The sequence below is a fragment of the Streptomyces bullii genome (genome assembly GCF_042657145.1).
GTDB classification, from domain to species: domain Bacteria; phylum Actinomycetota; class Actinomycetes; order Streptomycetales; family Streptomycetaceae; genus Streptomyces; species Streptomyces bullii.
Window position 1 is genome coordinate 452,011 of sequence record NZ_JBHSNY010000005.1, and the last position, 11,913, is coordinate 463,923.

The following is an 11,913-nucleotide window of genomic DNA, read 5'->3' on the forward strand; positions in this document are numbered from 1 at the left end:
CCTCGACGGCCCCGGTCCGCGTGCACCGCAGCGACGCGCGGACCGGGCGCCACACACCACCGCGCCCCGGGCCGTGCCCCGGGGTGCCCCTTCTCCCCCCTGCGGGCACCCCGGGGCACGCCCGTCTCCGGTGACCACCGCCGGACGTACACCGTCGCCTCCGCCGACGACCCGGTGCGCAGGTCGTCGCCCGGCCGGCTGACCGAGTGGGTCACATCGCGCCGCACGCGCGGGATGTCGTCGACGGTGAGCGTGCGCCGCCGCGCGGGGCCGGCCGCCGGGGCCGTGGTCGTCGCGCGACGGCGCGCCCCGGCGACCCGGCCGCCGAGGACCGGAGGCTTCGCGGCGACGCGGCCGACGACAGCACCCGGCGCCTAGGCTGTCGGTCCGCCGCGCCCTGAGCACCGCCCGGTCCGGCAGCGCCCTGCGCGGTGAACGTGCCGGCGATCCCGACGCCCGTGCTCAAGACGCTGTGGAGGGCGCGATAACCGGCGTGCAGATCCCCCGGGCAGGGGGGCGCGCAAGACCGGGCCCCGCACGCCGTTGTGCGGGGCCCGGTCTGCACCTGGTGCTGGCACCGCGGCCGGCCGTGACGATGTAGCTGGTCAGGGCACTGTCGGTAGACCGGCCGCGGAGTATTCGGCGGGCTGTCTCAGCCCAGGCGCTCCACCAGAGCGCGGTACTGGTCCCACAGCTCCTTGGGCGTGTGGTCGCCGAAGGTGTTCAGGTGCTCGGGGATCAGGGCGGCCTCCTCGCGCCACACCTCCTTGTCCACCGTCAGCAGGAACTCCAGGTCGGAGTCGGCCAGTTCGAGGCCGTCGGTGTCCAGGGCACCCTTGGCCGGCAGGACCCCGATCGGGGTCTCGACGCCCTCGGCCTTGCCCTCCAGGCGCTCCACGATCCACTTCAGGACGCGGGAGTTCTCGCCGAAGCCGGGCCAGACGAACTTGCCGTCGTCGCTCTTGCGGAACCAGTTGACGTAGTAGATCTTCGGCAGCTTGGACTGGTCCTTGTCCTTGGCCACGTCGATCCAGTGGGCCATGTAGTCGCCCATGTTGTAGCCGCAGAACGGCAGCATCGCGAACGGGTCGCGGCGCAGCTCGCCGACCTTGCCCTCGGCGGCGGCGGTCTTCTCGGAGGCCACGTTGGCGCCGAGGAAGACGCCGTGGTTCCAGTCGAAGGACTCGGTGACCAGCGGTACGGCGGTGGCGCGGCGGCCGCCGAAGAGGATCGCCGAGATCGGCACGCCGCTGGGGTCCTCCCACTCGGGCGCGATGATCGGGCACTGCGAGGCCGGCACGGTGAAGCGGGCGTTGGGGTGGGCGGCCGGGGTCGGCGACTGGGGCGTCCAGTCGTTGCCCTTCCAGTCCGTCAGGTGGGCCGGGGCCTCCTCGGTCATGCCCTCCCACCACACGTCGTTGTCGTCCGTCAGCGCCACGTTGGTGAAGACGGAGTTGCCCCACAGCGTCTTCATGGCGTTGGCGTTGGTGTGCTCGCCGGTGCCGGGCGCGACGCCGAAGAAGCCGGCCTCGGGGTTGATGGCGTACAGGCGGCCGTCCTCGCCGAAGCGCATCCAGGCGATGTCGTCGCCGATGGTCTCGACCGTCCAGCCGGGGATGGTCGGCTCCAGCATGGCGAGGTTGGTCTTGCCGCAGGCGCTCGGGAAGGCGGCAGCGACGTACTTGGACTCGCCGCGCGGCGGGGTCAGCTTGAGGATCAGCATGTGCTCGGCCAGCCAGCCCTCGTCACGGGCCATGACCGAGGCGATGCGCAGGGCGTAGCACTTCTTGCCGAGCAGGGCGTTGCCGCCGTAGCCGGAGCCGTAGGACCAGATCTCGCGGCTCTCCGGGAAGTGGGAGATGTACTTGGTCTGGTTGCAGGGCCAGGGCACGTCCTCCTGGCCGGGCTCCAGCGGGGCGCCGAGGGAGTGCACGGCCTTCACGAAGAAGCCCTCGGAGCCGAGCTCGTCGAGGACCGCCTGTCCCATGCGGGTCATGGTGCGCATGGAGACGGCGACGTACGCCGAGTCGGTGATCTCGACGCCGATCGCGGACAGCGGCGAGCCGAGGGGGCCCATGCAGAAGGGCACGACGTACATGGTCCGGCCGCGCATCGAGCCGCGGAAGAGGCCCTGGTCACCGGCGAAGATCTCCCGCATCTCGGCGGGGTCCTTCCAGTGGTTGGTGGGACCGGCGTCCTCCTCCTTCTCGGAGCAGATGAAGGTGCGGTCCTCGACGCGGGCGACGTCGGTGGGGTCGGAGGCGGCGTAGTAGGAGTTGGGGCGCTTGATCGGGTCGAGTTTCCGGAAGGTGCCCTTGTGGACGAGCTCCTCGCACAGTCGCTCGTACTCGGCTTCGGATCCGTCACACCAGACCACGTTGTCCGGCTGCGTCAGTTCTGCGATCTCGTTGACCCACGAAATCAGTCCCTGGTGGGCGGTGGGGACGGTGGGAGCCGCGATGTCGCGCGCCACGATTGCTCCTAAATGAGGGATTTTTTGGTTTGGAGGCCCCGTGGGGGCTGCGACCCGGATGCTTCACGGTTGGATCTTCGGCGCTCATCCGGTGCCGACCGCACTCATTTGATCATCCGACGATAGCGCCCATCTGTCCAGAGCGCCTCACAAGTGAGCGACGTGATGATGGCCACGGTTTCCTCCGTGACTTTGCGAGCACGTTGAGTACACCTGACCGTCTCTTTGCGTGACGACACGCCGGGGGAGCCATGAGATGTGGACCACATCCGCGCCGGGCAATTCGCCGCATTGATCCGTGACTTACGCTTCCGTAGCTACCATCGACACATGACTGCGTTCGCCCCCGACGCGCCCACGGACACGCCGGCCGACGGCCGCGGTCCGCAGGCGCTCCACCTGCCGCATCCGGCCAAGCCCAAACTCCGCGGCTGGCTCCACCTCGGCATGTTCCCCGCCGTCCTGGTCGGCGGCCTGGTGCTCACCGCCCTCGCCGACTCGCCCCGGGGGCGCCTGGCCTGCGGGATCTACGCACTGACGGCGTGCCTGCTGTTCGGCGTGAGCGCGCTGTACCACCGGGGCGACTGGAGCCCGCGCATGGACGGCATCCTGCGCCGCCTCGACCACTCGAACATCTTTCTGATCATCGCGGGCACCTACACGCCGCTCACGATGCTGCTGCTGCCGAGCGACAAGGGCCAGTGGCTGCTGTGGGGCATCTGGGCCGCCGCGGCGGCCGGCATCGTCTTCCGGGTCTTCTGGGTCGGCGCCCCGCGCTGGCTCTACACGCCCTGCTACATCGCGATGGGCTGGGCGGCCGTGTTCTTCCTGCCCGACTTCATGCGCACCGGCGGCATCGCCGTCCTGGTCCTGGTGATCGTCGGCGGCTTGCTCTACAGCGCGGGCGGGGTGGTCTACGGCATCAAACGCCCCAACCCCTCACCGCGCTGGTTCGGCTTCCACGAGGTGTTCCACTCCCTCACGCTGGCCGCGTTCATCGCGCACTACGTCGGGATCTCCCTGGTGGCCTACCAGCACGGCTGATCCCCGATCTCCCTCCAGGGCCGCGGGCCTCGACGCCGCGGCCCTTTCGCACGCCCCGGACAGCCACCACCGACTGACACCGACTCCTTTTCGAGAGCCACTCTCACCTCCCACTCGGCCGGGCGCCGTGGGCCACGAGCCCCGCGACGCCGGCCCACGGCCCCGCAGCCGCCCGGCCCGTGCTCCGGCCCGGACATGGCCGCCCAGAAGGCCGTATGACCGACAATGAACGGCATGACCACGGCACGGACCCCTCTTCCCGAGGCCGCACGCCACCTCGGCCTGCGGGAACGGAAGAAGATCAAGACCCGGATCGCGATCAGGGAGGCCACCTACGCCCTGATCAGGGAGCAGGGGTACGAGGCCACCACCGTCGAGCAGATCGCCGACCGCGCCGAGGTCTCGCCGAGCACCGTCTTCCGCTACTTCCCCACCAAAGAGGACATCGTCCTCACGGACGAGTACGACCCCCTGGTGGAGGACCTGCTGCGGGAGCGCCCCGCCGACGAGCCGGTGCTGGAGTCGCTGCGCCGGGCGTTGCGCAAGGCGATGACCCTGGCGCTCGCCGACGACCCGCGCCCCGAGCAGGACGAGATGATCCCGCGGGTCCGGCTGATGGTCGAGGTCCCCGCGCTGCGCGCCCGGATGATGGAGAGCATGTCCGTGACGGGCCGCACCCTGTGCCGGACCCTGGCCGAGCGCACCGGGCGGGACGAGAACGACCTGGAGGTGCGGGTCTACGCCGCCGGGCTGATGGGCGCCCTGCTGGAGACGATGGTCTTCTGGGTCGAGGGGGACTGCCAGGAGGACGTCCTGGAGCTCGTCGACCGCACCCTGACCACCTTCAAGGAGCTGCCGCGACGCTGAGACCCGCCCGGCAGGAGCCGCGGAAAGCACCGGCCGCACGTGCGGCCACCGTGACATCCTGACCGGGTGAACGGTCCCGAGATCCACGTCGAGTTCGCCCCCGAGCTGCACCTCTTCGTCCCGCAGGCCCGGCGTACCGGCGCGGTACGGGCCGCCACCGACGGCGTCTCCAGCCTCGGGCACGTCATCGAGTCGCTCGGCGTCCCGCTCACCGAGGTCGGGACGCTGCTCGTGGACGGCCGCGAGGTGCCGGTCTCGCACGTCCCGGCGGCCGGCGAGTCGGTGCGCGTAGGGACCGTCACCCGCCCGCAGAGGGTGCCCGGCGCTCCCCTGCGGTTCCTCCTCGACGTCCATCTCGGCACGCTGGCCCGGCGGCTGCGGCTGCTCGGCGTGGACACCGCCTACGAGTCGACGGACATCGGCGACCCGGCGCTGGCCGCCCGCTCGGCGGCCGATAAGCGGGTGATGCTCAGCCGTGACCGGGGCCTGCTGCGCCGCCGCGAGCTGTGGGCGGGCGCGTTCGTCTACAGCACCCGGCCCGAGGACCAACTCCGCGACGTGCTCGACAGGTTCCGTCCCGAGCTGCACCCCTGGACGCGGTGCACCGCCTGCAACGGGCTGCTGAAGGAGGCCTCCAAGGAGGAGGTCGCCGACCAGCTGAAGCACGGCACGCACCGCACGTACGACGTGTTCGCGCAGTGCCGGGACTGCCGTCGCGCCTACTGGAAGGGCGCGCACCACGAGCAGCTGGTGGCCATCGTGGAGCGCGCCCTCGCCGAGTACGCACAGCGCGACTAGCGCTTGCGCGCATCGCCCTTCCCGCAGGCGACGCCGTCCCTGTCACGGTCCAGGCCGAGCGGGTCGTCCTTGCCGTTGACCTTCAGGCGGCCGTAGTCGTGCCGCTTCAGCCAGGTGCAGCGCGCTGCCGTCGTGGGCTTGACCTCCGCCGGGAAGGCGGTGGGAACGCACACGTTGATCGAGCCGTAGTGCCGGTCGCAACCGGAGACGGTGGGGCCGACCTTGTGCGCCGTCCGCTTCTTGCCGGGCCCCGCGGCCTTGCCCTTCAGGTCGTCGGCGAAGTCGTGGACGTGCGCCGAGGCGTCCGTGGTGGCGAGCGCCTTCGGGCCCGTCAGATGCACCCACTTCGCCACCGAGGGCACGCCGTTGGCGTCGACCGCGAAGAGCATGTACCAGCCGGGCGGCGCCAGGTCGGGGTTGCTCGTCACGTTCAGGTCGACGTTGTCGCCGTCGACGGACAGCGGCAGGTCCACGAACCGCTGGTTCGGGTCGGAGGAGTGGGTGACGGCGGCCGGGCGGATCAGCTCGGCCTTGGCGATGGGCCGGTCGACGGTGATCCGCTGGGTGTCGCCGTAGGTCCACTCGGTGTCGATGACCGAGGTGATCGCCGGACGCGGGCCCTTGAACAGGTACGGCGGGCTGTAGACCGACACGTCGTGGTTCCAGGTGCCGTTGCCCGGGTTGTCGCCGGTGGCCATGACCCGGCCGTCCGGCAGCAGGAACGCCGAGGAGTGGTAGCCGTGGGCCTCGGGGTCGGCGGCCACCGGGTCGAAGGTCTCCGTCTGCGGGTCGAAGACCGACGTCTCGTGGACGGGGTCGGCCCGGTTGTGCAGGGCGCCGCCCGTCTCCAGCACCTTCCCGTCGGGCAGCAGCACGGCGGAGACGTACATCTTGCCCTGGTCGCCGGTCTGCGGCACCGGGCCGTTGCCCAGGTCGACGGTGCCCTGCGGGATCGGTGGCCCGGCGACGTAGGCGGGGTTCGGCTGCTTGAGGTCGATGATGTCGGCCAGGCGGTTGGCCTCCGGGTTGGAGTCGATGTTGCCGCCGCCGAGGGTGAGGACCTTCTGGTCCTGCGCCGGGGGCAGCAGCACGCTCGCCGACTGGTCGCGCTCGTCCTTCTTCCGCAGGCCCGGGACCTGGGTGATCGTGTTGGCGTCGTAGTCGTAGATCGCCGCGCCCGTGCCGGGGATGTTGTTGCCGAAGACATGGCTGCCCGAGTAGAAGAGGCGGCCGTCCTGCATCAGGATCATCGACGGGTACAGGCCCCAGTAGGACCAGGTCTGGTTGACCTTCCACAGCGGCTGCCACCGCTGCTCGGCCTCGGAGAACAGCTCGGCGGCCACCGAACCGGTGGAGTCCTCCTTCAGTCCGCCGAAGGAGATGACGTCACCGTTGCCGAGGATCGTCGCCGACGGGTACCAGTGGCCGTCGTTCATGTCGTTGGTCCTGGTGTAGGTCTCGGTAACCGGGTCGAAGACGTACGAGTCCTTGTAGCCCTGGTAGCCGACCCGGCCGTCCGCCGTCGGGTAGCCCTTGTTGCCGCTCATCACCAGCACGCGCCCGTCCTGGAGCTGCACGTGCCCGGCGCAGAACATGTCCTTCGGCGTCGGAATGATCTTGTACGAGCCGTTGGCGGGGTCGTACACGGCGCTCGTGAACGTGCCCGCCTCGAACATCGATTCGTCGTTGCCGGAGCCCGCGATCAGCAGCACCTTGCCGTTGTGCAGGACGACGGAGTGCATGGAGCGGACAGGGTTCCGCGTGGGCAGCACGTCCCACTCGCCGTTCGCGCACTGCGCCGCCGTGCCGGTGCACTGCGGCGGCGGGACCGGGTCGGCGACCTGGTCCATCGTGTAGTCGTCGGTGGTGGCCGAGCCGGTGCCGTAGACGGAGACGCCCCAGCTGATGCGGTCGGTGCCGGCCGGGACCTCCGGGGTGCGGACCGTGGCCCAGGTCCAGTCCCCGGCCATGTCGAGGGTCTTGAGGTCGGTCCAGTACTGCCAGCCGGCCGTCGTGTCGTGGCGGAAGAGCGTGACGGCCGCGTCCGGTGTCGTCGTCTTGTACCAGAGGCCGAGGTCGTACTGCCTGCCCGGCGACACCACCGGCGCGCACTCGGCGGACTCCGTGATCAGGGCCTTGCGGTCGCCGTCCACACGGCGGGTCAGCTCCACCTTCATGGCCTTGCCGCCGCTGTGCGCGTCGGAGGTGGTGGTGAAGGTGAAGTCGTTGTCGCCCCAGCCGGACTTCTTCCAGCAGTACGGCATGCCGTCGCCGCCGGCGGTCTCGAAGCCGGGGTTCTTGATGAGGTTGGCGGCGGAGGCGGTCTCGGGCGAGGTCAGGAGCAGGCCCCCGGTGAGGCCCGCCACGGCCAGCAGTGCGGTTCTTCTGCGACGTCTGTTCACTCGGCTCTCCTTGCGGTGCGGCTCCCACGCGGCGCGGCACGGCCCCTGCGCGGCAGATAGACCAGCGCTTCGGTGGCCGCGAAGCGCAGGACGAACGTCGTCACCAGCGCGAGCGCGGTGGCGGACAGCGGCCCCATCCCGGACCGGTGCACGAACAGCGCGATCAGCGGGATGCGCAGCACCAGGTCGGCGTTGGCGAGCAGCGCGAACCGGCCGGCCCGGTCCCACCAGGTGCGGTGGCGCCGCCGTTCGCGGAACAGCAGGTGCTCGATGAGCAGGAAGTTCCAGGCGACGCCGAGCTGGTTGGCGAGGATCTCGGCCGGTACGTAGTGCATGCCGAGCGCGGTCAGCGCCCACAGGCCGAGCAGGTTCGGCACGAAGCCGGACAGCCCGATCAGACCGAAGCCGACCATGCGCGCGACGGGCGAGGCGGTGCGCAGCCCGGCCAGGTGGCGCAGGAAGCGCAGGCCCTCCTGGGCGGTCGACTTGGACTCCCCGGCGAACCGGTCCTGGAAGACGAAGGGGACCTCGGTCACACCGCGCGGGCGGCTGCGGACGGCCAGCTCCAGCAGGATCTTGTAGCCGAGCGGCTTGAGGACGTCGGCCGTCACCGCGCTGCGGCGGATGGCGAAGAAGCCGCTCATCGGGTCGCTGATGCCGTGCAGCCGGCGCGGGAACAGCGCCTTGGTCAGCCAGGTCGCGGCCCGGGAGACGGCCACGCGGTAACTGCCCGCGAGCCCGGCCCGGCTGCCGCCCTTGATGTACCGGGAGGCGACGACGAGCCCGGCGTTCGCCCGCTCCCCCGTGGCGACCAGCTCCGGCACCAGGGAGGGCGGGTGCTGGCAGTCGCCGTCCATGACGACGATCCAGTCGGACGAGGCCGCCTTCATGCCCTCCACGACCGCGCCGCCGAGCCCGCCGACCGGCTCGTCCCGGTGCAGCACGGTCACCGGGAACGGGCAGTCCTTGGCCGCCTCCAAGACGACCTCCGGCGTGTCGTCGGTGGAGTCGTCCACGAAGACGACCTCACAGGGCAGCCGCGACGGCACCGACTCGGTGATCTGGCGCAGCAACTGCCGCACGTTTCCCGCCTCGTTGTAGGTCGGGACGACGATGGTGACGGCCCCCGGCTCCGGAACGGCGCCGTCCTGCGCGGTTCGCCTCAGGGGTGCCGCGGCCGGTGTCGGGAGGACGATCGTGCTCAGCCCGTCGGTCCTCCGCGCGTGCGTCCTGTCGCCTCCGGCGCGCCCCTTCGGCTCACTCGCGGTGGCCGTCTCCCCGGTCGGACCCCCCAGCTCGCCGGGGACGGTGGACTCCTGGCTCATCGCGTGCCTCCGGCGATCGGCTGGTTCTCGGGCTGGATCCGGCGGATCTCGACGCGGTCCGCTCCGGTGCCGAAGACGGCGACCGGTTCGGAGTGTTCGATGGCTGCCTTGACGTTGGGCAGGTCCACCGCGTCGCGCCGCACGGTCGGCGAGGCGACGACGTAGTCGATGTCCCGCCAGCCGCCCGGCATGGTCCGGGTGACGGCCGGGTCGAGGTCGGCCTTGTAGAACCAGATGACGCCGAGCCCGGGCCGGTACCCGGCGTGCACCAGGTCCAGCCACAGCGCGTCGTCGACCAGCACCCGGGTCTCGCGCGGTTCCTCCACCTCGGTGGCCAGCCACCGGGAGGCGGCCCGGTAGGGGGCGTTGGCGTCGGCGGTGACGGCGGTGCGGTCGCCCTCGTACCAGCGGGGCACGGTGTAGGCGCCGGCGGCGAGGGCCAGCACGGCGGCGAGGGCGTACCGGGCCGCGCCGACCGATCGTCTCTCGGCCTCGGAGCGCCACCGGTGCAGCACGGCGTGGGCGACGGAGGCGCAGCCGCCCGCGAGGACCAGGGCGAGGAAGGGCAGGGCCTGGATGACGTACATCGCGGGCAGGTAGCCGTTGGGGCGCAGGGCGAGCGCGGCGAAGACCGCCACCGCGAGAGCCGGTCCGGCCAGGGCGCGGGCGGTGACCGACCAGCGCCAGGTGGCGAGCAGCAGCAGCGCGCCGGCGAGCCCGCCGAGGGGCAGGACGCGGTCGTAGTACAGCCACGACTGGAAGACGCCCCAGGAGCCGGAGCCCTGGTCGAGGATGAAACCCGAACCGGGCCTGGTCATCTGGTACCTGACGCCGTCCCAGAGCGAGACGTGGCCGCCGCCCGGCAGCAACTCGCCCTTGAGAAGGGCGAACAGCGGGTACGAGAAGCCGATCAGGGCGCAGGCGGTGACGGCGCCGGTGAGGGCGAACTTGCGGGTGTCGCGGTGGCTGTGCCGCCACATGGTGAGGAACAGGGCGGGCAGGACGACGAGCATCGTCTCCTTGGTGAGGACGGCCGTGGCGGCCGCGATGCCCGCTCCGAAGTGGTGCCACAGGTGCCGGCTCGGTGAGGCGGCGAGGGTGAACGCCAGCAGCGTCCACATCACCGCCAGGTTGTCGAGGAAGATCTCGCGCTGGAGCACGACCGACAACGGCGAGAGACCGAACAGGACCATGCCGAGGCCGGCCGCCCAGCGGGGCAGGGCGAGCCGGCGGCCCAGCACGAAGACGAGGACCGCGCTGACGCCGCTGACCACCAGCATCGCGGCGCGCATGGTGCCGACCGTCATCGACTCGGGGCTGATCAGCGCGGGTATCCAGGTCAGCAGGGCTATCTGGATCCAGCCCAGCGGCGGGTGGTCGTACCAGTAGGTGTAGTGGGCGAGGCCCTGGCCCTGCTGGACGGCCCAGGCCTGGGCGAGGTAGGTGCCCTCGTCGTCGCTGAGGGCCGGGTAGTCGGCGATGTTCCAGCCCTGCACGGTGAGGATCGCCACCAGGAGCACACCGCACAGCACCAGGTCGGGCCGGGAGGAGCGCAGCCGGCTCGGCGGCACCGGGCGACGGTGGGAGCCGGTGCGGGGCGCGGGCTGCCGCTGCGCGGGGACCTTCACCGTGGTCACCGCGGGAAGAGTGGAGGTCACGCGTGAACGTCCTCTCGGTTCACGGGGGCGAGGTGCGCGCCGACGTGGCTCGTCAGCTCCCAGTCGTTGCGGCCGCGGTGCTCGCGCCAGACGGCGCGGACGGCGGCCCCGGCGAGGAGCACCTGGTAGAAGGGGCCGCCCACGATGAGCTTGAGGTAGTGCGCGAAGCGGACGCGCAGCCCGTACTGCTTGCCGAAGTCGTGCAGTCCGACGACCTCGAAGACGAAGGTGACCAGGGCGGTGACGGCCGGCAGGAAGGTGATGAAGGCGATGCCGACGGGCACGTCGAGGAAGAGCGCGATCGCCACGTTCAGCGGGATGATCAGGCCGGTGAAGGCCTGCATGAACGGCGTCATCAGGGTGTAGCGGGCCAGCAGCCGCTGCCCGAAGGTGGGCAGTTGCTTCCAGTCCTTCTTCCGGTACACCTGGAGGAAGCCCTGGTTCCAGCGGGTGCGCTGCTTCAGCAGCGACATCAGCGAACCGGGGGTCTCCTCCCGGGTCACCATGTCGGAGTCGTAGGCGACGACGACCTTCTTGCCGACGCTGGACAGCCGTACGCCCAGGTCACAGTCCTCGGCGAGGCAGTCCGGGTCCCAGCCGTGCGCTTCCCGCAGGACGTCGGTGCGGACGAAGACGGTGTTGCCGCCCAGCGGGATGAACCCTTTCTGCGCGTGCAGGTGCAGCCGGGAGCGGAACCAGAAGAAGTACTCCAGGCAGTTGCGCAGGCTGTACCAGCTGGAGTGGAAGTTGATCAGCTGCACACCGCCCTGGACGACGTCCGCGCCGGTGGTGCGGAAGGCGTGGTCGACGTGGGCGAGGAGTTCGGGATGAACCTGGTCCTCGGCGTCGAAGACCCCGACGACGTCGCCGCGGCAGTGCGGCAGCGCCGTGTTCATGGCCTTCGGCTTGTTCTTCTTCTGGTGCGTGTCGACGACGACCCGCACCCGTGGGTCACGCGCGGCGGCCGCCTCGGCCACCTCGGTGGTCTCCGGGTCGTCGTGCCCGACGATCACGATGATCTCGAAGTCGGTGTGGCTCGACTCCAGCAGTCGCTGGATGGTGTGGTCGAGCACGGCCTGCTCGTGCCGGGCCGGTAACAGCAGCGAGAACGACAGGTGCTCGCCGCCGTCCGGTCTGCCGAACCGGGTGGAGGCGAGCACCTCGGGCGTACGCCAGGCGTGCATCTGCCACCACAGAGTGAACGCCGCCATCCAGAACAGAGCCAGTGAAACAGCAGCGATGAAGACAGACGTCAGCAAACAGATCCCCCCAGATCCCAAAGCCCCCTGTCGCAACGGGCGGTTCACGTCCGTCGCGTCAACGTGAAGAGATTAGGGGGGAACTGT

At 70.7% G+C, this 11,913-nt stretch carries 8 protein-coding genes; 3 read left to right on the forward strand and 5 right to left on the reverse strand.

Going from position 1 to position 11,913, the window contains the following annotated elements; translation table 11 throughout:
• Positions 1-652: 652 nt before the first annotated feature.
• On the reverse strand, positions 653-2,473 hold the full coding sequence (locus ACFPZJ_RS16670; protein WP_381021882.1) for a phosphoenolpyruvate carboxykinase (GTP): 1,821 nt from the start codon (positions 2,471-2,473) through the stop codon (positions 653-655).
• A 330-nt stretch (positions 2,474-2,803) separates the two neighbouring features.
• Between ACFPZJ_RS16670 and trhA the strand changes: the two genes are divergently transcribed.
• The 3 genes from trhA to ACFPZJ_RS16685 all read left to right on the forward strand — a co-directional run bounded on the left by trhA (position 2,804) and on the right by ACFPZJ_RS16685 (position 5,182).
• Positions 2,804-3,517, forward strand: a complete 714-nt coding sequence (trhA, locus tag ACFPZJ_RS16675) for a PAQR family membrane homeostasis protein TrhA (protein ID WP_381021884.1) — start codon at positions 2,804-2,806, stop codon at positions 3,515-3,517.
• A 234-nt stretch (positions 3,518-3,751) separates the two neighbouring features.
• A complete protein-coding gene (locus ACFPZJ_RS16680) occupies positions 3,752-4,384 on the forward strand; it encodes a TetR/AcrR family transcriptional regulator (protein ID WP_381021886.1) in 633 nt (210 codons plus the stop codon).
• 66 nt (positions 4,385-4,450) lie between these two features.
• Positions 4,451-5,182: a Mut7-C RNAse domain-containing protein gene (locus tag ACFPZJ_RS16685; protein WP_381021887.1), complete on the forward strand. Its 732-nt coding sequence runs from the start codon at positions 4,451-4,453 to the stop codon at positions 5,180-5,182.
• Here the strand turns inward: ACFPZJ_RS16685 and ACFPZJ_RS16690 are convergent.
• The 4 genes from ACFPZJ_RS16690 to ACFPZJ_RS16705 are packed head-to-tail and all read right to left on the reverse strand — an operon-like array spanning position 5,179 to position 11,826.
• Complete coding sequence (locus tag ACFPZJ_RS16690; RefSeq protein WP_381021888.1) at positions 5,179-7,584, reverse strand: galactose oxidase-like domain-containing protein; 2,406 nt, start codon at positions 7,582-7,584, stop codon at positions 5,179-5,181. The two genes, ACFPZJ_RS16685 and ACFPZJ_RS16690, sit on opposite strands and share 4 nt — an antisense overlap.
• Positions 7,581-8,909 (reverse strand): glycosyltransferase, encoded by a 1,329-nt coding sequence (locus tag ACFPZJ_RS16695; protein WP_381021889.1) that lies wholly within the window; start codon positions 8,907-8,909, stop codon positions 7,581-7,583. Before ACFPZJ_RS16695 ends, ACFPZJ_RS16690 begins: the two co-directional genes overlap by 4 nt.
• Positions 8,906-10,567: an ArnT family glycosyltransferase gene (locus ACFPZJ_RS16700; protein ID WP_381021891.1), complete on the reverse strand. Its 1,662-nt coding sequence runs from the start codon at positions 10,565-10,567 to the stop codon at positions 8,906-8,908. The genes ACFPZJ_RS16695 and ACFPZJ_RS16700 overlap by 4 nt, the downstream gene beginning before the upstream one ends.
• Positions 10,564-11,826, reverse strand: a complete 1,263-nt coding sequence (locus ACFPZJ_RS16705; protein WP_381021893.1) for a glycosyltransferase — start codon at positions 11,824-11,826, stop codon at positions 10,564-10,566. The genes ACFPZJ_RS16700 and ACFPZJ_RS16705 overlap by 4 nt, the downstream gene beginning before the upstream one ends.
• Positions 11,827-11,913 lie beyond the last annotated feature (87 nt).

Bases quoted from the DNA above. Each gene is read 5' to 3' on its own strand.
- trhA (WP_381021884.1), top strand. From the start codon at position 2,804: ATGACTGCGTTCGCCCCCGACGCGCCCACGGACACGCCGGCCGACGGC.
- ACFPZJ_RS16680 (WP_381021886.1), top strand. From the start codon at position 3,752: ATGACCACGGCACGGACCCCTCTTCCCGAGGCCGCACGCCACCTCGGC.
- ACFPZJ_RS16695 (WP_381021889.1), bottom strand. From the start codon at position 8,909: ATGAGCCAGGAGTCCACCGTCCCCGGCGAGCTGGGGGGTCCGACCGGG.